Source organism: Roseibium alexandrii DFL-11 (assembly GCF_000158095.2).
Classification (GTDB): Bacteria; Pseudomonadota; Alphaproteobacteria; order Rhizobiales; family Stappiaceae; genus Roseibium; species Roseibium alexandrii.
In genome coordinates this window covers 33,376-52,009 of record NZ_CM011003.1, presented here as the reverse complement: position 1 = coordinate 52,009, position 18,634 = coordinate 33,376, and the positions used below count along the sequence as shown (strand labels likewise).

Below are 18,634 nucleotides of genomic sequence, written 5' to 3'. Positions count from 1 at the left end.
TAAAAAGAAACCGGGCAAAACGAGATGTTTCGCCCGGTCGGTTATGATTTAGATTCCGGATCAGGCCGCCTGCGTTGCGCCGACCCTCGCCCCCTCGCGCTGCCAGAAAAAACCTGCAAAACAACCAAGCAGAAGCCAGGCTGCCATTCCGACGCCAAAGGCACGGCTGGCAAACATTGCCCCGATCTCGGTCGGAACTGGGCCGGTGAAGGTGTCCGGCTCTGGCGCGCCGATCACGTGTGGTGCCAGCAGCAGCATTGCTGCTGCGCCCCAAGCCATCCAATTGCGGCCGAATGCGATCAGCCACAATCCGGCGCCTGCGGTAAGGACGGTCGCCCACCACCAGATCTGCCGGGCAAAAACATCCGCCGCCGCGACGCCGGGCACTTCGGGAGCTAGGCTGAATCCGGGCGCGAAGTGGAACGCGACGAACCCTGCAACACCCCAAAGCAGGCCGTTGCGACCCGTTATAACCGCACCGCGCATTTCGGCAATTGCCATGCCGGCGAGCAGAATGAAGGCATAACCGGTATAGGTGAGCATCGTGAAGATGACGCTCAGGCCATCGCGCAAAGGATCGATCCCGCCCAGCTCTTGTTGAGCGCTGACTGCCTCGGTTCCGAAATGGACCAATTCCCCCGATTCATAAAGCTCCGCATGGAGAAGGACTGGCTGAACAAAAATAAGCTGTAGCAGGGCCGCGATAAGCCCCGCCGCAGCACCAGCGAACAAGCCGCTGACCAAGAGGCGAGTCAGCATTTTAGTGACACGGGAATCCGGTCGCGTGGCGCACATCGTGTGCTGCGTCGTGCAAAGCGCTCGCCTGCACGTGACCCGTGATCGAAATAATCGCGACACCCAGTACCGCAGCAAAAGCAAGCGATACGATTTTCGTCGCGGAAACGGTGGTTTTTGCAGATTGTGTCGTCATTTTATCCTCTTTGCTGTCACACCCGACAGAAGGGTTTTCAGTGAATGTCTGGCAGGTCTCCTGGCTCGCGGGTCGTGGCGCTTTGCCGGGCCTTCCCCACAACATTCGTTGCAAGTGGCATGTCCGGTCAGCACTCTCCGCATACAGTCGCGGGGGCGGCTTCGGCTCCTGACGCCCTGCATGGGTCCGCCATATCCGAATTCCCTGTTCGTTTCCCAGCACTTTGTGCCGAATGGAAAACCAAACAGGTTTTATTATGGCGCATTTTTTTTGATCGCGAAAGCACAAATCCGACACGTAATTGATGCGTTCGCGATGACATTCAATGCCTGGGAACTTGCACACTGTCGGTGCCGAAGCTCGATTTCAAGCCGGTCGACAGGCGACGGGGAATAATGATGGATCAGACTGTTTTCTCTGTCGGGATATCGAAAAATTCCTGCCGTCCCTGGTCCTTGAAAAGCAACCGCCGGGCCATCTTTCACTCCATACTATGACTGCCGATGACCCATGTCTGTGTCCGAAAACGTCCGATTGCGTACAGGGGCAAAACACCCTGTCCACAAATTACCTTGACATCATTCTGGACAGCTAACTAATTTGAACAGCCTTTTCGGACAGGAATGACGCTATGTCACGCACCTTTGCCTATACCCGCGTGTCAACGACCGGACAGACGACGCAAAACCAGTTAGAAGAAATCCGGGCGGCGGGGTTCCAGGTCGACGACCGCCGGATTGTGACCGAGACTATTTCCGGCAGTGTGCCGATAACGCAGCGTCCGGAATTCGCTCGGCTGGTGGACCGTTTAGAGCCGGGCGACATTCTCATCGTGACGAAACTCGATCGCCTCGGCCGGGATGCGATAGACGTCAGTTCAACAGTAAAGGCATTGGCCGACGAAGGAGTACGGGTATACTGTCTTGCACTTGGCGGTGTCGACCTGGCGAGTTCCGCCGGCACGATGTCCATGAACGTGCTCAATGCCGTTGCCCAGTTCGAGCGGGATTTGCTCATCGAGCGAACGCAGTCAGGCCTAAGACGTGCCAAGTCCGAAGGGAAAGTTCTGGGTCGGCGGCCAAGCCTGACAGACAGCCAAAAGCAAGAGGTGCGGGTTGCGCTGAGTTCCGGCAAAAGCATTTCCGCCATAGCCCGTGCATTTGGTACCAGCCGTCAAACAATCATGCGGGTGCGTGACGAATTCCGTTGAGCAAGAAGCAGGATCGGATTTCCATTCTTCGAAACGAGGGCTATCAAGAATGCAAACTTTTGCGGCATATGTCGGCGCAGCCGTTTTTTGAAATAGCAGGATGTTTTGCATTTTGGGCTTGGCTGCGGCTCGACAAATCAATCTGGTGGATCGTTCCGGGTCTCGCCGTGCTGAGTCTATTTGCATATTTGCTCGCTTTGGTAGATAGCGCGGCCGCAGGTCGTGCATATGCGGCCTATGGGGGTATCTACATTGCGAGTTCTCTCATATGGCTCTGGCTGGTCGAGGGCGTCCACCCCGACCGCTGGGACCTCTTAGGGGCAACTATCTGTCTCGTCGGGGCTGCGATCATAGTTGCCGCGCCTCATTCTCGGGCCTAATCTTGTCGCTCTATTGGGATTGCCCCGCGGTTTCAATCCATAAAACAGCGCCGCCTGTAACAATGCCGATGCTGGTTTTGTTATGCGTACACCAAAAAGCATCTCCTGTGCTGACGGAGATGATGGACGACGTGTGCGTGAGACTGGCGGCGACGTCGAACATAGCCGCGTAGGACACAGGCACTTGGAGCGGGGCGGATGAGCTGATCAGCAATCCAAGGCGTCCAAAAGCTTGGTATAGAGTCTGAATTTTGATGCTTGAAATATCAATAATGATGCTTTAGATCGTTTATGTCATATTCGAGACTTACCCCATGATCACTAGCCAGCAAATGCGTGCAGCGCGCGCGCTTCTCGGCATCGACCAGAAAACCCTGGCCGAACTTGCCGATCTTTCTGTTCCGACGATCCAACGTATGGAGGCTAGCGCCGGCAATGTGCGCGGTGTGGTCGACAGCTTGACAAAGGTCATCGAGGCGCTGGAACTCGCCGGTGTCGAACTGATCGGCGAAGGCGCTCCAAGCACGGCAGGCGGGCGCGGTGTTCGCTTGAAATCTCCACTCCCGAAACCCTAACCCCCAGAACTCGCGACGGCGACCGCCGACGACATGCCGACGATCCCGCCGCAACCCATCCAAGGTGCGGCTCCAAATGAAAGAACAGACCAGACCGACCGGCGATACGCCAAGTTTTGCCGAACTCTACACACCAAAACTCGTGACTGTGCTGCGCGAGGGTTACGCGCTGCCACAATTGCGCTCTGACGCCATCGCCGGGTTGACTGTTGCCATCGTGGCTCTGCCACTTTCCATGGCCATCGCCATAGCCTCTGGCGCGACCCCGGCGCAAGGGCTCTACACCGCCATTGTCGGCGGCTTCCTCGTCTCTCTCCTTGGTGGATCACGGTTCCAGATCGGCGGGCCCGCAGGCGCATTTATCGTCCTTGTCGCGGCCACTGTTTCGCAGCACGGGATGGACGGACTGATCCTAGCGACTTTCCTTTCGGGCCTGATGCTGACCGCAGCAGGCTTTCTGCGTCTCGGCACATTCATCAAGTTCATTCCCTTTCCGGTGACAGTGGGCTTCACCGCCGGAATCGCGATCATCATCTTCGCCAGCCAGATCAAGGAACTCTTCGGCCTGTCGCTTGACCATGAGCCGGGTGAATTACTGGAAAAGCTCGTTGCCCTGTGGGAAGCGCGCGACAGCGTTACACCATCTGCGTTCCTCGTCTCGGCGGCGACAGTCGCGATCATCCTCGGGTTTCGCAGGTGGCGGCCGCATTGGCCGGGCATGCTGATCGCGGTCAGCGTCGCTGCCCTGGCGACGGCACTCCTGGACCTGCCAGTGCAGACCATCGGAACCAAGTTCGGCGGCATCCCCTCAATTCTGCCAGCCCCCAGTCTGCCGGAGTTGTCGATCGACAAGATCATGGCGGTTTTGCCCGCAGCAATCTCATTCACGCTTCTGGGCGCGATCGAGTCGCTCTTGTCCGCGGTCGTCGCCGATGGCATGACCGGGCGGCGGCACCGGTCGAACTGCGAGCTTGTGGCGCAAGGGGCTGCCAATATAGGCTCTTCCCTCTTTGGCGGTTTTTGCGTAACCGGCACCATTGCCCGCACCGCGACCAACGTTCGCTCGGGCGCGCATGGGCCGATTTCGGGCATGCTGCACGCGGTGTTCTTGCTGCTCTTCATGTTGATCGCCGCGCCGCTTGCCGCCTACATTCCTCTCGCAGCCCTTGCGGGCGTACTCGCCGTCGTCGCCTGGAATATGATTGAGAAGCCCGCGATTGCTATCCTTGTTCGATCGGGCTGGGGAGAAGCGACGGTGCTCGCCTCGACCTTCTTCCTGACTATTTTCCGTGACTTGACCGAAGCTATCGTCGTTGGCTTCGCGCTGGGTTCGGTCCTGTTCATTCAGAGGATGAGCAAGACCACTGCTGTCGCCACTCATACGCCCTTCGTGAGCCGCGACGAGGCGGATGACGCCCATCCACGTGGAAACTATGATGAAGAGGTTTTGGCCAATCCGGAGGTCGTGGTCTACCGCATCACAGGCGCGCTTTTCTTCGGCGCAACCGCTTCTATCGGCTCGGTTCTTGATCGTATCCAGGACAGCCACAAGGCACTGATTGTCGACTTCTCGTCGGTACCATTCCTTGATTCAACCGGAGCCAATATGATCGAGGGTCTTGCTCACAAGGCACACAATCGCGGCGTTGCGTTCTGGCTCACAGGCGCGAGCCGCGACATCCTGCGAGTTTTCGTCACCCACGGCCTGAAACGCCCTCTGGTACACTATTCCGCCAGCATCGATGACGCTCTCAAGTCCATCGCGGAACGCCCGGAAGAACGGCGGGGTGTCGCGTAATATCGGTTACGGCATTGGAAGGGGATACAGCTTCTACCTGCTGGAAGCTCAAAACTGCCCCCTATCACCCTGCACAGCAACTGAGAGCCGCAACATCCTTTTCGAAAGTCTGCGCAGCAAGCTTCAACCCTTCAACCGTTGTCAGGTATGGGAAGATCATCGCGCCGAGCTCTTCGTAAGTCATTCCCGCCTTGAGCGCCATCGCCGCGGTCTGGATACTGTCGGCACCTTCCGGAGCAAGTATATGTGCCCCGAGCAACCGCTTGGTGTTTCCGTCCGCGACAAGTTTGATGAGCCCGCGCGTGTCCCGGGCAGCGAGTGCCCGGGGTACGTGTTCGAGCGACAAGACTGAAGTGCGAACAGTGTGGCCGGCAGCCTTCGCGGCGGCCTCGGTGAGGCCGACGCTGGCAACTTGGGGATCGGAGAAGACGATTGCCGGCATGATAGAGTTGTCATAGGCAAGGCTATCGCCGTTCATCGCGTTTTTCGCGGCCAGTTTGGCACCGTAGGCTGCCATATAGACAAACTGATCACGTCCGGTTACATCGCCGGCGGCGTAGATGTTTTTCTGGCTGGTACGCATCCGGTCATCGACAAGGATCGCGCCACGCTGGTCGGTGGCGATTCCGGCCAGGTCCAACGCAAGATTTTGCGTGTTGGGCGTACGACCTGTCGCAAGCAGAAGGTCCTCCGCTTCCAGGATTCCGGTTCCATCTTCGGTTTCGACCCTCAGTGCAATGCGGCCGTCACGCATCAGAACTTCTGTGTAGCTCTTGATGGTTTGGACGACAATGCCTTCGTCTTCAAACGCCCGCGTCAGCGCATCACCGATTTCCGGTTCCGCCTCCGGCAGCAATCCTCGGCGGCTCACAATGGTGACGCGCGTACCCGCACGGGCAAAAACTTGCGCCAATTCGACACCGATGTATCCGCCTCCCATGACAATCAAAGATTCCGGGCGCTTCTGAACATCAAGAATTGATGTGCTGTCGTGAGGGCGTACCTGGGCCATTCCGGGAATGTCAGGCACCTGCGGCCGGGATCCCGTGGCAAGGAGGATCTTCTCAGCTTTGATGACCTCTCCTTCCAAGGTCAGCTGCCCGCCGGCAATGAAACGAGCCTCACCTTCCAGATAGGCGATGTTGTTGTGTTGGGGCAGGACGTCGATATATTTTGCAGCTCGCAGGTCATCGACCAGCGCCTGTTTCTGGCGGATTACGGCGGCCCAATCCGTGATCTGCGCCGTCGCCTCTATCCCGTCAAATCTTCGAGCGGCTTTTGGCGCGTGCATGATCTCCATAGCCCGGATCATCGCCTTCGACGGCACGCAACCGACATTGACGCAAGTTCCTCCTATGACGCCGTGACCGATCAGGGCAACCCGTGCACCTTCCTCGGCCGCCGTGATCGCGGCCGAGAACCCGGCTGAGCCCGCGCCGACCACAGCCAGGTGGTAGGATCCGTTCCTCTTCGAACAACAGTCAGACATTCCGGTTTCCTTCGTTGCGTTGGCGTCGTGCATTGCGAACAAGCGCATAGAGTGTGAGAAGTACAAAGGCGAGGAGAGCGGGCAACAGGACGTAGTCAAGAAGGCCAACGAAGGCTGACAGCCCAACGGCACCGAACAATACGACGAGAACCGGTGTGAAGCAGCAAAGCGCAGCGATCACTGTACCTATTACCCCTGTCGCCAGGAGCTTGTTGTTCATTCCATATTTTTCCTATTGTCTTCTCCGTAGCCTTCCCCGGCCGACAGTCGCGACCTTTGGCGCAGGAAATAATCGAGAAAACCTGCGATTGCGGCAGTCAGCACCGACAACACGACACCGGAACCGGACAAGTGGGCAATCTATCCGGTTGCCGCGGAACCGACGAACGCCAGACCGCCACCGCAGCAGACAATCATGACGGGAGCGGCAACCGCCGTCGCCAGCATCATTCCCAGGAGTTTGTCACTCACAGGTCAGCTTCCGGAGTTCGTTCCATCGTCCAGCAATACCGCCGTGTACCCGTATGCAGCAGGTTGTGCGACGATCTCCCCCAAATCCGTCACAGCATCGTCGAACGTGATTGTGTAGACACCGGACCGGCCATCTTCGTGTTCTTGGAAATTCAATATCGCGACGCTCTCGGATTTCTGCAGCGCCTCGCCGACGATGTAGGAACAAGACGGGCACCAAAGGCCAGTGACCTCGATTCGCGCTTTTCGTTCTTCTGCGTGTGTTGCTCCGGTCGCCAGGAACAAAACGGCAAGTGTCATAAACGTCTTTTTCATGGAGGATCCTTTCTCAGTAGCCGAGCAGCGGCGGAGCGAGGTACGGGAAGGCCAAGGAGAGCGCGACAACGAAAGTTGCGCTCCAAAGTGCTCTTTTCATGAACCGCTTTTGCAGGGGACGTTCGCAACTCCCATCATCGCAGGCCTGCGGCGTCGGCCTGTAAACCTTCAAGAACCCGTAACCGAGTGCGCCTCCGGCAAACGCGAAAAAGATCCATTTGTACTGCGTGAGCGCACCAAGCTGACCGATCCAGGCGCCTGTGGCCCCGAGGCTGAAAAGAACCAGAGGCAGAATACAGCAGGACGTCATTGCAAGTGCGCCAAGTATGCCGCCTGCGGTAGCGGCCTTCGCACCAAGGTCTGTTTCTCTTTTGGTCACTGGATGTATGTCCGTCGTCATTCCGACACCCTCATTGATCTGACTAAGGGGAAGGCTTACTGTCTGTAGTCACTACAGATGCAAGGGGTTTCTCTCATGTCAGGGATCACGAACGCGCGAGGTTATCCGATTGGGGCAATGTCCCGCGAAACCGGCGTCAATATCGAGACGATCCGTTACTATGAACGCATCGAGTTGCTGCCCAAACCTGGCCGGACTGCCGGAGGCAACCGGCAATACACCCACGACCACCTTCAACGTTTGTCGTTTATCAAGCGGAGCCGGGAACTCGGTTTCAGTATCGACGAGATTCGCGAGATGCTGAAAATGGTCGACCAGAAAGGCATCAGTTGCGGTGAGGTGCATGCCATGACAATGGATCACCTGAGTTCTGTGAGGGAAAAGATTCAGCACCTGAAGAAGCTGGAAATGGCTCTTATTAATATGGCGTCTGAGTGCGCGAAGGGAGATGTCCCGAACTGTCCGATTATCCAAACGCTCTTTGAAGCGTAGTAACTGTTGGATGGTTGGCTGTGCCGCTAAGTTGCTCGCCCCGGGGGCTGTGCCGGCTGATTGCACCTGACAAACGCGGTGCTCAAATAAGCCTGTGCGAATTTCTTCTTTAATAAAGACTGTCGCTGTAGCAGGTGGTGAAAATCAGACTGGTCAAATCGATTGCTCGATGTTCGTTCCAACTAAGCGCAGGATTTTTGGCAAATCTTATTCTGGCCCCTAATTCAATTGCCTTCCTGTATTCCAGCATAGTCAGCCATACGATCCCGGAAAGATGATGTCCTGATCGACCAGAATATTGAAATTGTATCCCGGCCGGATCTGCACTGTCGGCTGGACATCGAGGTTCTTGTTGATGCTCCGCTCCACGACCCGGCCGAACACTTCCGCGAAGTTACGGCGGACGGCGTCGGATGCCGTGTCCTGGGTGGCAAGCGTGGAACTTTCCGGAACTGCCATGTCGATCCCTGTTCCGATAATCGCGAGGAGTGCCGCGGAACCAAAAGTCCGAAGGTAATGGTTGTTCACCTTGTCCTTGAAACCGCCATAACCTTCACCATCGACGCCCCCCATGGAGCTGATCTGTAAGGTGGCACCGTTTGGGAAAATAATATCTGTCCAGACGACCAGAACCCGGTTCTGACCGAACGACACATCGGAATCGTACCGACCGAACAGCTTGGTTCCCTGAGGGATCAGAAGCAGATGGCCGGTGGCGCTGTCATAGACGTTCTGCCTGACCTGGCCAGTGATCCGGCCAGGGAGGTCTGAATTGATGCCGGTGATGAGCGTTGCCGGGATCACGGATCCACGCTTCAGTTCATAAGGCGATTGCTGCGGGACAACTCGGTTCGCGAGATATCCAGCTTCGGTAATGTCCTGGTTGAAAAAGGCTTGTTTGCCGTATTGTCCGTTGGGATCGGCATTGGCAGTCCCGCCTTGAGCCGCCTGCAGGGCAGCTGACAGGAGATCTGGTGATGTTGGACCTCGTGTAAAGGTGCCGTTGACCGTTTGATTGCCCTGGGTGGTTTGAGCCCCCTCCCCCTGGCCTTGCAGGTCGCCGAGGTTCACGGTGGTGGGGCTGTCATGGGCGGCATCGATTGATTGAAGCCGCTTCATCCGTTGCCGATGCATCTCCTGCAGTTGTTGTTCCTCAAAACGCTGGTCCAGTTGAGCACGCCAATCCGGTTCGGATTGCTGCGGAGCCGAGACCTCGTCGGGTTTGCCTGGTTCCGGTTGAAACGGGTTCCCGAAAGGTCTCTGCTTTTGAACCTTCTCCGGGACCGCGGCTCTCACCGGCTCTGGTTGGACCGCTGCAATAAGCTGGCTGGGAGGATCAATGACGCCGTTGCTGATGCCGGCTTTGAGCTGATCCGCAAAGCCACTCGCCGGCGCGCCGCCTTCGTCTCCGGCGACACTATCCCCTGAGTTGATGCCACGGTTGGCAAGGCCGATGATGATCACGACGCCGAACACGACGACAAGCCCGACGAACAAGAAAATGGGAAGTTTGTTCAGGCGCCGGATCTTGGGGGCTTCGTCATCGGGCCGGATATCGCCACCCGCCAGATGCACGTTCGATTCCGTATTGCTCATGAGTGCACGCCTCTAGACAGTTCTGGTCAAAACGGAAACCGGGCTCGTCGGTGATGCTCCGGTTGGCGTTGCCTGATAGGTCCGTGCCAATTCGACAGTTGGCGTGGTGAGACGAGCGAAGATTTGCCCTGCATCGGAATCGATCGTGTAGGCCAGGGGAATGATGGTATCGCCTAATGGCTGTTGATCCGCTTCGGCGACTGCATACCCCCATCCGCGCAGAGAGCTTTCCAGAGCCAGGGCGAACTCTGAATTGTCAGCCTTGAGGGAAATCGTTCCTGTTCCTGCCCCGACATGCTCGGAGAGTTTCGCAACCATATCGCCGGCGACGATGCTCGCAGCTGAAGGTGACAGGTTGGCGGCATCAATGCTTGTTGTTGGGTTGAACCAACCACTTTCCGACGTCATACAGCCAGCCATCGGCGTTGCCAGAACAGAAATGCCAATGGCCTTTAGAATTGAGCGGCGCGTGTGCGACATGGTCACCCTCCTCTGTTGATACGAATTTTTTGCTGGCTGTAGCCAACACCAGAAACGAGCACCGCTTGGTCGATCATGTAGTCCACGATCATGAGGCTGCCCTTCAGTCGATAATTGACGATCTGGTTCTGTCCACCAGCGGTGACATAGAGAACCGGGGCATCACCGGACGCCATTCCACTCGGAAACTGGATGTAGGTCTTGAGACCGTCCGAATAGACACGTGTCGGCCGCCAGCGGGCTTGACCATGAACACGGAATTTGAAGTCCAGGTTTTCGGCGGGGACGCCTGCACCCGGAATGGTGTTGGCTTCGAGCTGTCGATTAGCCGCCTCGAACTTGGCCTGGATATCTTCCGGGTAATCGAAGCCTACCCGGGCCATGTAACGGTGAATGTCGCTTTGAAGTTTGATCTGATAGGTGCGCCTCGACGTCGTCACCACCATCGATGTGACGAGCCCCGGTTCTGTCGGCTTGATGATCAGGTGAACCGAGTTTCCGGTTGGGCCTCCGGATGTTGCAGGATCCACCTTCCATCGAACCGTATCTCCGACCATGACATTGCGAACAGCTTCCCCGGGCTGCAATTCGATATCGCAGACCTGCAGGGGAGCGCAGACAACGGTTGGCTGGACCTGGCCATAGAGATAGATCACCTTGCCGTCCGGACCTTTGGTGATGACGCCGCGGCCGTTACGCCAGTCGCTCGACAGACCAAGGGCCCGCAGTTCCTTAGCCGTGTAGTCCGCTGCCAAGGTTTGAAGAGGCAGGGCGGTGATGGCAGCTGCGGCCGCGAACAAGCATAAGCCCGCGTGCCGTCTGGTTTTCCGAAACATTCTTCTTACTTTCTGAGCGCGTGGATTGCTTATAGTTGAGCGGTCCAATCGAAGTCCTTGAGATAAAGGCCGATCGGATTGAGCCGGATGATAGATTCGTCCTGTGGAGGCGAGATCGTGACATTTGCTACCCCGCGCCAGCGCTTCGTTTGAAGCTCCTTGCCCTTCCGGTCCCGTTCGATCTCGGTCCAGTCGATCTGATAGGATTGATTGGAGAGTGGCACGATGCTTGTCACCTCGACGGACACGGTGCGAGACTGCGCCCGGTCGAATGGGGAGTTCGTTCGGTAGAAATTGTTGACCTTCTGGGTGGCGACGTCCGTCTGCCGGAGCATCGCATAGACGCGATCGATGTAGCCTTTGGCAACGACTGTATCCGGCGTGACAGAGCGGAAAGTCGCAATCCAGGCTCCGAGCATGGAGCGAACGACGCGTTCGTCGGCATATTCGATCTGAGCCGGGAACCCGCCGATCGCGGGTGTGCCGAGTTTGTCCACCTCGACGATATACGGGACAAGTTTTACCTGGGTGCTCTGGTAGAGCGCAAAGCTGAATCCGATTGTAGCCATCGCCAGGGAAATAAGACCGATGCCCTGCCATGCGCGGGCGGTACGGATGTAGGAGCCGTATCGCTCGTTCCATTCCATCCGTGCGGCAAGATAGGGATTACCAATTGGAGTGTGTTTTGCCATCTAACTGCCTATTGCTCAGGAGGATTTGGGCGAAGATCCGCCAGTTGGCTTGTTCGGTAGGGATTGCCGCAGTTTGTGATTGGCGAGGCCTAGCGCCGAGGCATTTCCTGCATGAGGGGCGCCAGAGAGCTTGTCTGCGGCAGCTGAGGAAAGGGCTGCAAAGGGAGCCATGGCGGCCTGAGCCGCGGCTTGCCCTCTCGAAGATCCATCGTTCCTAGCGGTTTCGTAAGCTACCTTCGCACCGGCGGCCATTTGAGCGCTGCCAATGGCGGTTCCGGCAGCGAAAGTGCTGGTCTGCGTGCCGTGACGAATGACCTCCATGCCGTTGCTGACCGAAGCGCCCTGGACAACTCCTTGCAGGATCTGCGGGACGTACATCGCGACCATGAAAATGACTACTGATATCCCGGCAATTGTAAGTGTGGCGATGAACTCGTCATCCGGTTTTGCGGAATTTGCGAGGCCGATAAGTATTTGAGAGCCAATTCTCGCAATCATCACGAGCCCCAGTAATTTCATTCCAACCGAGAATGCATAAACGAGGTAACGGATTGCGAAGTCTTTGGTGTGGGATAGCCCGCCGAGGCCAAGCATGATTATGCCAGCCAACAGACCAACGTACATTTCCACCATGACGGCCACAAAAATTGCGGCGACAAGCGAAAAACAGATTACTACGACCACCATCGCAATGACCGAAGCTATCGCAAGGCCGTTATCGGCCAACAGTCCGAACTGAACGTTCTTGGACATGATGCTTGCGACATTGATGCCTGAATTAAAAACATTGGCAGGTGAGGCTGAGCCGCCGCCGGCTCCAATCTGGAAAAGACTGTCTACAACAGCCTGTGCGAATTGAGGACCATTCGTCAAAATGAACGCAAACAGGCCGACAAACATAATGCGCCGAACCAATTCGCTAACCCAAGCTTCAAGCGCTGCTGCTTGAACGGCAAGCCAAACCGCGGCGATGCCAAATTCAATGCCCGCAAGGATCCAAAACAGGGACTGGGCGGCGTTCGATATTGTTGTCTCCCAGCTTTTTGCTGCTGATTTTATTTGATCCTCTAAGCTTGTAAGAATTGTGCCGTCTTGCGCGAGTGAAACGCCGGGTACGATCACAAGGAGAAAGATTGCGGTCGTTAGGATAAATGCGCTTTGCTTGGCCATGACATGCCTCAGTTAAAATCGACACTCATCTCCTTGCCGCCAGTTGTGGGCAGCAAGGTTGGAGCTTCACTGGTCGATTTTTCTGAAGCGGGTAGGCTACTGGATAGATTTAGTGAGACATAGATGGCTCCCGAAGCGGAAATGACCAAAATTGCAGCCAAAATTACAAAATACATCGGTTTCATTATCAAAAATCCACTTCCATTTCTTTTCCGCCAGTGACAGGCAAGATTGTCGAATTGAAGAACTTTTCCCTTTTTGACTGAGCGAGGTCGCTCTTCGTCTGCTCGGACTGGTACCAGGTCCCCATCATGGTCATCTGCTGGGAGACAAGACCGCGCAGCTTCTGAATCTGTTCGACTTGCTGCGCTGCGATCTCATGACCCACCTGCAGGGCCTGCTTTTGGCCCGCGGCCGACTGAGAATGCTGCCGGAGCTGGCGCATGGTGTCCTCTTCGGTCGCGAACTGGTCCGAGGTGTATCCGGCCGCTTTCAATGTCGAAGAAATCGTGTCCCGGTTGGTGTCGGACCAGCCTTGGTACATGGTCGAAAACGACTGCCCGTCCGGAAGGCCGTTCTTCGCGAAGTCGGCGTAGCTCTGGAACCGCTGCTTCAGCGTGTCATCCAGGTTGCCCATCGAGAAGGCCATGGCTTGACCCTTTTGGACCAGGCTCTGCAGTTGACCGAGGTTCTGTTCAACCTCGCCCCAAACCTGCATCGGCAGGGAGAGCGTGTTCTGCAGCATGTTCTCGTAGATGGAGATCTGGTTTTCGATCATCTGGATCTGGTTGCCGATCTGCTGCACCTGATTGGCAATCTGCTCGGCGTTCTGACCGCCGAGGGCAATAAGCTCGCTGTTGTTGAGGATCTGGGTGAACTCGGTCGCACCGGTGACCGCGCCACCAGCCTGGACCGGTCCTGCAATTCCGATCACACAAAGAACGCTGGCGAGCGATCTAGCCAAGGAGCTGTTCGGCATTGGCAATTCCTCTTTGTTTGAGCCACTCAGTGGGCCATTTGTCGCCGTAGTGGAGGTGAAGGTCTTCGATGCGCTTGAGATCGTCCTTGGCGGACGCCCCGACGAAGGACAGCGTGATCGGGCCGAGCGCCATATCGAAGAGCCGGCGCCCGTCCGGAGACGTGACGTAGTACTCGCGCTTCGGGATCGCGGAGGCGATGATTTCGATTTGCTGATCGTTGAAGCCGAGCTTTTCGTAAAACGCGCGTGTTCCGGAAACCTTCGCCTCGCCATTGGGAAGGCAAACCTTTGTCGGGCAGCTTTCCTTCAGGACGTCGATAATGCCGGATCTGTCGGCATCCGAGATCGATTGCGTTGCCAGGACCACCGCGCAATTGGCCTTGCGGAGAACCTTGAGCCATTCCCGGATCTTGTCGCGGAACACCGGATGACTGAGCATCAGCCAGGCCTCGTCCAGGATGAGCAGGCTTGGTTCACCGGTCAGGCGTTTTTCGATCCGGCGGAACAGATACAGCAGGACCGGGATCAGGTTCCGGTCGCCCATGTTCATCAGTTCCTCGATCTCGAAGGTCTGGAACCTGGACAGCGACAGGCCGTCTTCTTCCGCATCGAGGAGCGATCCCATGGGACCGTCCACTGTGTAATATTGCAGCGCGTCCTTGATCTCCCGGTTCTGGACGCCCGACACGAAATCGGTCAGCGACCGGCGCTGCGACTTAGACATCAGGTCATTCTGCGTGGTGATCGCGTTGCGGTGCTCCGGCAAGACCTTCACGCCCTGCATTTCGATCAGGGTTTCCAGCCACTCGGCAGCGAACGCCTTGTCGGTGTCGTCCTCGAGAGAGGAGAGCGGCGCAAAGGCCAGTGTGTCCGACTTGCCGACATCATAGTGATCCGCGCCGATGGCAAGCGTGAGCGGGTACATCGACTTGCCCTTGTCGAAGACAAACACTTGCGCGTTCTCATAGCGCCGGAACTGAGCTGCGATCAGCGCCAGAAGCGTCGATTTACCCGAACCGGTTGGCCCGAAGATCAGCGTGTGCCCCAGATCCCCGACATGAAGATTGAAGCGGAACGGTGAAGAGCCGGAGGCGACCTGCATAAGCGGCGGAGATCCAACAGGATAGAACGGACAAGGTGCTTCCGGCGATCCGGCCCAGACGGAATTCATAGGAGCGAGGTCCGCGAGATTGCGCGTGCTCACCAGAGGCTCGCGAACGTTGGCATAGGAAACGCCTGGCAGGCTCCCCAGGAACGCCTCGGTGGTATTCAGGGTTTCTATGCGGCCGCCAAACCCTTCGTTCTGCACGAGCCGCCGCACTGCCTCGCATTTCTCCTGAAGCCGCGCCTGGTTCACGTCGAAGAGCACGATGACAGGCGTGTAATGGCCGAAGGCGACGAGCTGCGAGTTCGCCTCGGCAATCGCGTCCTCGGTTTCCTCGACCATCACCATGGCGTCCTGATCGAGCGATCCGGAGTTCGTTTTAAAGAGCTGATCCATCAGCGGCCGCACCTTCTGCAGCCACTTCTTGCGGGTCTTTTCCAGCACAGAGCGCGCCTCGACAGGATCGAGGAAAATGAACCGGCTGGACCAGCGATAGGTGATGGGCATGAGATCGAGGGCATTGAGGATCCCCGGCCAGCTTTCGGCAGGGAACCCGTCGATCGCCACCACGCCGACATACCGGCCGTCCACGATGGGATTGAGCCCATGATGAAATTCAGCCGTCACCAGATAGTCGAGATACATCGGGATATCAGGGAGCCGGATCGGGTGGTTTTTGCCGATCAACCCGAAGCGGGCGAACTGTAAGAGATCATCGTAGCGGCCGCGCCTCTCCCCTTCCCTTTCCGGCACTTCCTGCGTTTCCATGCGCCGGATCGACACGACGTTCGCCATGTACTGTTCGAATTCGCGGATGGTCGTCTTGAAATACTCAAGCGTCCGGGAGGCAAAAGACGTGTTCCGGCTGGCTTCGTCGGAATAAATGTACTTCACCAGCTTGGACTTGTTTTTCTCCGGCGGCCGGTAGGTCAATATGAGGGCGTGCTGGCTTTCGAAATGCCCCTCCCCGGCCTCAAAACGCTGCCGGCGCTCGTCATCGATCAGGGCCGTGATTGGGTCCGGAAAATGCGAGCTTTCCTTGTCCGGATATCCGGTCGAGGGAATGCGAACCGCTTCCATCTGGATCATCCAGCCATTGCCGAGGCGGGAGAGAACCGAATTGATCTGCCTGGAGACTTCGTTCCGCTCGAATGCGGTCGAACTCTCGCTGTCCGGCCCGGCAAAATACCAGCCGGCCATTAAGCCCCCGTCCTTCAGGAGCACGATGCCGTTGTCGACCAGCGCCGCGTACGGGAGCAGGTCGGAAAAGGACGGCGCGACGTGCCGGAATTTTTTGAGGGCAACCATGTTCAGTATTTCCGCCAGGGCGTGGATGTCGGTCGGTAGTAGGTGCAGTATTTGACGTGCCGCAGATAGACAGCGCGCATCAGAGGGTCCACCTTTGCCATCATCCGCAGCACGCCAACGACCACGATCCAGATCGCCACGCCGAGCACAGCGGCATAGGGCTTCAGGATCACGAAAATCAGAATGACCGAGGCAAGACCGGTCACGAGCACCAACTCCCGGTCTGCCCCGAACAACAGTGTCGGGCGTGAAAGAGCGCGGTGGATCCGTGCTCTGTTGAGGCCCGGCGCGTCAGCCATGAGCCGGTTCCACGGTTGCTGCTTCCACTGCGGGAGCGATGCCGATGGAGGCACCGGCAGAACCGAACAGGCCGACGATCGTGGACGCGCCGAGCAGGATCCCGAGGACGAGAACCACGTAGGCCATGCGGCGTGCGAAGTCGTTGAGCTCGCCCCCGAAAATCAGCATAGCGCCTGCAATCGCCACCGCGATCAGGCCAACAGCGCCAGCGACAGGACCGTTGATAGACGCCTGGATCTGCTGAAGCGGGCCTTCCCAGGGAAGCGAGCCGCCGCCGGAGGCGAAGGCTGGTTCGATGAAAAAAAGTCCGGCCCCGGCCAAGCCTAGAAAAATCACAAAATTACGCGACATGAAGAGTCCCTTGTCTGTCGTGGGAATTTTTGTTGAGGAACTGAGATGCGACTGCTGAACGGACGTCATAGGTGCCGTCCCGAAAGCCGGATACAGTCACGATGCCCCGAACGATGCGACCGTGTTCGGCGGAGCGCTCGATCGAAACGATGAGGTCAACCGCTTCTGCGATGACGTGGGGCATCGGCTGCTGAGAGACTTCCGCGATCAACTGCTCAAGGCGCGTCAGTGCGGTGAAGGCGTTGTCGGAGTGAACCGTGGCGATGCCGCCCGGGTGACCCGTGTTCCATGCCTTGAGCAGCGTCAGCGCCGCGCCATCGCGCACTTCGCCGACAATGATCCTGTCGGGGCGCAAGCGCATGGTCGATTTCAGGAGCCGCTGCATGTCCACGGTGTCGGACGTGTGCAGGATCACGGCATTCCTGGCCGCACACTGGATTTCCGCGGTATCTTCCAGAATGACGAGGCGGTGATCCGGAGCGACCGAAACCATTTCGGCAATGATCGCGTTTGTCAGGGTCGTTTTGCCGGTGCCGGTACCGCCCGAAACCAGAATGTTTTTCCGGCCGGCAACCGCATCACGGATCACGGTGGCCTGGCCGTCCGTCATCACGCCATCATTGACATACTTGGAAAGCGGGATGAGCAGCGATGCCTTCTTGCGGATCGTGAAGGACGGCTTGGAAACGATGGGTGGCAACAGGCCCTCAAAACGATGACCGCCTATTGGCAGCTCACCGGAAATAATCGGCTTGTCAGAGGTGATTTCCGTGCCGAGCGCATGTGCGACCTTGCCCATGATGATCTGGGCGTCATGGGGCGTTATTTCGCCGGAGAGCACCATGCCTTTACCGACGCTCTCGATGAACAGCTGTCCGTCCGGGTTGAGCATGATCTCAACGACGGCCTCGTCCGACAACGCCGACAAGATTGTTCGCCCAAGCGAATCCTCTAATCCGGCGATAAGTCGGCGGCGGCTTTCACCGTTCCTCAAGGTCCCCTCCCCTACCGGTGAAAGCTGAGATGTTCAGGGGATGGCGCGGCCTCGCCGAGACAGCATTTATCGGACCGGGCACGGGTGAGTGCCCAGGCTCTCCGGAGGTCATTCGGAGCGTCCTTTTATATTTGAGAACAATAAGATGCGGCTACAGCAATCAGTGGTTGATTGCCTTGCGAGAGGGCGCAACCCAACACAGAACGAAGTGTCATCGCAAGGTTGAGAAAAAGTTTTCCACACCTAAGGAGAGTTGTATGAATTGGCAAATATAACAATCTAATGAGGCTACGTCGCCGACCTTTAATCTAGGTCTTAGCTAAAGAGATATTGGACGTTTCGAAGCTTCGTGATCGCAGATCCTTATGGCTGGGGCCAAACCTGGACCTATCAGCCGTGTCAAAAAATCAGGCGCATCTCTGCGCCTACAGAAAGGTTCAATGCACGTGGCTTGATCGACCACGATGTGTCACCCCCGGAAAAACTCTGCAATTGTGCGAATGGATCTTTTTATTGAACGCGGCTAAAAGGGCAAGGTGACCCAGCGTCACGTGCACACCTTTCCAGGCGCGCCCAAGTGTCTTCCTCCCAAGGCTCAACACGGGCGCGCTATTTTTTTGAAGCAGCTGCTCCTTGGTTGCGCGTGGGAGTTCCACACAAAGGACAAGGCGGTTCGGAAGGTGCCGAGATCTTGCTCCTTTTGTACCCCACAAAAAAATTTCTGTGGGATAGCAAATATGCTATTCTTACCCCACGAGAAAA

Annotated in this window: 21 protein-coding genes, 1 pseudogene and 1 riboswitch; of the genes and pseudogenes, 5 read left to right on the top strand and 17 right to left on the bottom strand. The window is 57.1% G+C overall.

The annotated features are described in order from the left end of the window. Nucleotides 1-60: 60 nt before the first annotated feature. Together SADFL11_RS24675 and SADFL11_RS24670 are read right to left on the bottom strand one after the other, a co-directional pair. Nucleotides 61-759: a CbtA family protein gene (locus SADFL11_RS24675; RefSeq protein ID WP_008188305.1), complete on the bottom strand. Its 699-nt coding sequence runs from the start codon at nt 757-759 to the stop codon at nt 61-63. Between the two features lies 1 nt (nt 760). Beyond that, nucleotides 761-931 carry a CbtB domain-containing protein gene (locus SADFL11_RS24670; protein WP_008188341.1) on the bottom strand — a complete coding sequence of 57 codons (171 nt, stop codon included), beginning with the start codon at nt 929-931 and terminating at the stop codon, nt 761-763. 33 nt (nt 932-964) lie between these two features. Further along, nucleotides 965-1,191, bottom strand: a riboswitch (cobalamin riboswitch). A 371-nt stretch (nt 1,192-1,562) separates the two neighbouring features. Between SADFL11_RS24670 and SADFL11_RS24665 the strand changes: the two genes are divergently transcribed. The 4 genes and pseudogenes from SADFL11_RS24665 to SADFL11_RS24650 all read left to right on the top strand — a co-directional run bounded on the left by SADFL11_RS24665 (nt 1,563) and on the right by SADFL11_RS24650 (nt 4,894). After that, complete coding sequence (locus tag SADFL11_RS24665) at nt 1,563-2,141, top strand: recombinase family protein (protein WP_008188365.1); 579 nt, start codon at nt 1,563-1,565, stop codon at nt 2,139-2,141. Between the two features lie 49 nt (nt 2,142-2,190). After that, nucleotides 2,191-2,521: pseudogene (locus tag SADFL11_RS24660) on the top strand (YnfA family protein). A 314-nt stretch (nt 2,522-2,835) separates the two neighbouring features. Next, the gene (locus SADFL11_RS24655; protein ID WP_008188226.1) at nt 2,836-3,096 is read left to right on the top strand and encodes a helix-turn-helix domain-containing protein; all 261 of its coding nucleotides are present in this window, start codon (nt 2,836-2,838) and stop codon (nt 3,094-3,096) included. Nucleotides 3,097-3,172: 76 nt separating this feature from the next. Further along, on the top strand, nt 3,173-4,894 hold the full coding sequence (locus tag SADFL11_RS24650; RefSeq protein WP_008188224.1) for a SulP family inorganic anion transporter: 1,722 nt from the start codon (nt 3,173-3,175) through the stop codon (nt 4,892-4,894). Between the two features lie 64 nt (nt 4,895-4,958). Here the strand turns inward: SADFL11_RS24650 and merA are convergent, their stop codons facing one another. From merA to SADFL11_RS24630, 4 genes are all read right to left on the bottom strand, one after another. After that, nucleotides 4,959-6,383, bottom strand: a complete 1,425-nt coding sequence (gene merA / locus SADFL11_RS24645; RefSeq protein ID WP_040450293.1) for a mercury(II) reductase — start codon at nt 6,381-6,383, stop codon at nt 4,959-4,961. Continuing rightward, the gene (merF, locus tag SADFL11_RS24640) at nt 6,376-6,603 is read right to left on the bottom strand and encodes a mercury resistance system transport protein MerF (protein WP_077294696.1); all 228 of its coding nucleotides are present in this window, start codon (nt 6,601-6,603) and stop codon (nt 6,376-6,378) included. Before merF ends, merA begins: the two co-directional genes overlap by 8 nt. Before the next feature lie 254 nt (nt 6,604-6,857). Further along, nucleotides 6,858-7,169, bottom strand: coding sequence for a hypothetical protein (locus tag SADFL11_RS24635; protein ID WP_040450241.1), 312 nt, complete (start codon nt 7,167-7,169; stop codon nt 6,858-6,860). A gap of 13 nt (nt 7,170-7,182) precedes the next feature. Next, the gene (locus tag SADFL11_RS24630; protein ID WP_008188228.1) at nt 7,183-7,569 is read right to left on the bottom strand and encodes a mercuric transporter MerT family protein; all 387 of its coding nucleotides are present in this window, start codon (nt 7,567-7,569) and stop codon (nt 7,183-7,185) included. Between the two features lie 75 nt (nt 7,570-7,644). Here SADFL11_RS24630 and SADFL11_RS24625 point away from each other — a divergent pair, with 75 nt between their 5' ends. Beyond that, nucleotides 7,645-8,061 (top strand): MerR family transcriptional regulator, encoded by a 417-nt coding sequence (locus tag SADFL11_RS24625; RefSeq protein ID WP_040450239.1) that lies wholly within the window; start codon nt 7,645-7,647, stop codon nt 8,059-8,061. Nucleotides 8,062-8,313: 252 nt separating this feature from the next. Here the strand turns inward: SADFL11_RS24625 and trbI are convergent, their stop codons facing one another. From trbI to trbB, 11 genes are read right to left on the bottom strand one after another with little or no spacing between them, the layout of a single operon-like run. After that, the gene (gene trbI, locus SADFL11_RS24620) at nt 8,314-9,657 is read right to left on the bottom strand and encodes an IncP-type conjugal transfer protein TrbI (protein WP_008188296.1); all 1,344 of its coding nucleotides are present in this window, start codon (nt 9,655-9,657) and stop codon (nt 8,314-8,316) included. 12 nt (nt 9,658-9,669) lie between these two features. After that, entirely contained in the window at nt 9,670-10,137 is a 468-nt protein-coding gene (gene trbH, locus SADFL11_RS24615) for a conjugal transfer protein TrbH (RefSeq protein WP_040450237.1), read from the bottom strand. A 2-nt stretch (nt 10,138-10,139) separates the two neighbouring features. Then, a complete protein-coding gene (gene trbG, locus SADFL11_RS24610; RefSeq protein WP_050775927.1) occupies nt 10,140-10,973 on the bottom strand; it encodes a P-type conjugative transfer protein TrbG in 834 nt (277 codons plus the stop codon). Nucleotides 10,974-11,002: 29 nt separating this feature from the next. Further along, the gene (trbF, locus tag SADFL11_RS24605) at nt 11,003-11,665 is read right to left on the bottom strand and encodes a conjugal transfer protein TrbF (RefSeq protein WP_008188241.1); all 663 of its coding nucleotides are present in this window, start codon (nt 11,663-11,665) and stop codon (nt 11,003-11,005) included. A gap of 15 nt (nt 11,666-11,680) precedes the next feature. Next, nucleotides 11,681-12,835, bottom strand: a complete 1,155-nt coding sequence (gene trbL, locus SADFL11_RS24600; RefSeq protein WP_008188309.1) for a P-type conjugative transfer protein TrbL — start codon at nt 12,833-12,835, stop codon at nt 11,681-11,683. Between the two features lie 8 nt (nt 12,836-12,843). Further along, nucleotides 12,844-13,020, bottom strand: coding sequence for a hypothetical protein (locus tag SADFL11_RS25365; protein WP_008188350.1), 177 nt, complete (start codon nt 13,018-13,020; stop codon nt 12,844-12,846). A 2-nt stretch (nt 13,021-13,022) separates the two neighbouring features. Beyond that, nucleotides 13,023-13,814, bottom strand: coding sequence for a P-type conjugative transfer protein TrbJ (gene trbJ, locus SADFL11_RS24595; protein WP_040450235.1), 792 nt, complete (start codon nt 13,812-13,814; stop codon nt 13,023-13,025). Beyond that, a complete protein-coding gene (locus SADFL11_RS24590; RefSeq protein ID WP_008188229.1) occupies nt 13,792-16,227 on the bottom strand; it encodes a conjugal transfer protein TrbE in 2,436 nt (811 codons plus the stop codon). The genes trbJ and SADFL11_RS24590 overlap by 23 nt, the downstream gene beginning before the upstream one ends. A gap of 2 nt (nt 16,228-16,229) precedes the next feature. Next, a complete protein-coding gene (locus tag SADFL11_RS24585; RefSeq protein WP_040450232.1) occupies nt 16,230-16,526 on the bottom strand; it encodes a conjugal transfer protein TrbD in 297 nt (98 codons plus the stop codon). Next, on the bottom strand, nt 16,519-16,878 hold the full coding sequence (locus tag SADFL11_RS24580) for a TrbC/VirB2 family protein (RefSeq protein WP_040450230.1): 360 nt from the start codon (nt 16,876-16,878) through the stop codon (nt 16,519-16,521). The genes SADFL11_RS24585 and SADFL11_RS24580 overlap by 8 nt, the downstream gene beginning before the upstream one ends. Next, entirely contained in the window at nt 16,868-17,872 is a 1,005-nt protein-coding gene (gene trbB, locus SADFL11_RS24575; RefSeq protein WP_050775926.1) for a P-type conjugative transfer ATPase TrbB, read from the bottom strand. The genes SADFL11_RS24580 and trbB overlap by 11 nt, the downstream gene beginning before the upstream one ends. Nucleotides 17,873-18,634: the final 762 nt, after the last annotated feature.

Bases quoted from the DNA above. Each gene is read 5' to 3' on its own strand.
- SADFL11_RS24670 (WP_008188341.1), bottom strand. From the start codon at position 931: ATGACGACACAATCTGCAAAAACCACCGTTTCCGCGACGAAAATCGTA.
- merA (WP_040450293.1), bottom strand. From the start codon at position 6,383: ATGTCTGACTGTTGTTCGAAGAGGAACGGATCCTACCACCTGGCTGTG.
- SADFL11_RS24585 (WP_040450232.1), bottom strand. From the start codon at position 16,526: ATGGCTGACGCGCCGGGCCTCAACAGAGCACGGATCCACCGCGCTCTT.
- merF (WP_077294696.1), bottom strand. From the start codon at position 6,603: ATGAACAACAAGCTCCTGGCGACAGGGGTAATAGGTACAGTGATCGCT.
- trbG (WP_050775927.1), bottom strand. From the start codon at position 10,973: ATGTTTCGGAAAACCAGACGGCACGCGGGCTTATGCTTGTTCGCGGCC.
- SADFL11_RS24590 (WP_008188229.1), bottom strand. From the start codon at position 16,227: ATGGTTGCCCTCAAAAAATTCCGGCACGTCGCGCCGTCCTTTTCCGAC.
- SADFL11_RS24655 (WP_008188226.1), top strand. From the start codon at position 2,836: ATGATCACTAGCCAGCAAATGCGTGCAGCGCGCGCGCTTCTCGGCATC.
- trbL (WP_008188309.1), bottom strand. From the start codon at position 12,835: ATGGCCAAGCAAAGCGCATTTATCCTAACGACCGCAATCTTTCTCCTT.
- SADFL11_RS25365 (WP_008188350.1), bottom strand. From the start codon at position 13,020: ATGAAACCGATGTATTTTGTAATTTTGGCTGCAATTTTGGTCATTTCC.
- trbJ (WP_040450235.1), bottom strand. From the start codon at position 13,814: ATGCCGAACAGCTCCTTGGCTAGATCGCTCGCCAGCGTTCTTTGTGTG.
- trbF (WP_008188241.1), bottom strand. From the start codon at position 11,665: ATGGCAAAACACACTCCAATTGGTAATCCCTATCTTGCCGCACGGATG.
- SADFL11_RS24580 (WP_040450230.1), bottom strand. From the start codon at position 16,878: ATGTCGCGTAATTTTGTGATTTTTCTAGGCTTGGCCGGGGCCGGACTT.
- SADFL11_RS24665 (WP_008188365.1), top strand. From the start codon at position 1,563: ATGTCACGCACCTTTGCCTATACCCGCGTGTCAACGACCGGACAGACG.
- SADFL11_RS24675 (WP_008188305.1), bottom strand. From the start codon at position 759: ATGCTGACTCGCCTCTTGGTCAGCGGCTTGTTCGCTGGTGCTGCGGCG.
- trbI (WP_008188296.1), bottom strand. From the start codon at position 9,657: ATGAGCAATACGGAATCGAACGTGCATCTGGCGGGTGGCGATATCCGG.
- SADFL11_RS24630 (WP_008188228.1), bottom strand. From the start codon at position 7,569: ATGACGACGGACATACATCCAGTGACCAAAAGAGAAACAGACCTTGGT.
- trbH (WP_040450237.1), bottom strand. From the start codon at position 10,137: ATGTCGCACACGCGCCGCTCAATTCTAAAGGCCATTGGCATTTCTGTT.
- SADFL11_RS24635 (WP_040450241.1), bottom strand. From the start codon at position 7,169: ATGAAAAAGACGTTTATGACACTTGCCGTTTTGTTCCTGGCGACCGGA.
- SADFL11_RS24650 (WP_008188224.1), top strand. From the start codon at position 3,173: ATGAAAGAACAGACCAGACCGACCGGCGATACGCCAAGTTTTGCCGAA.
- SADFL11_RS24625 (WP_040450239.1), top strand. From the start codon at position 7,645: ATGTCAGGGATCACGAACGCGCGAGGTTATCCGATTGGGGCAATGTCC.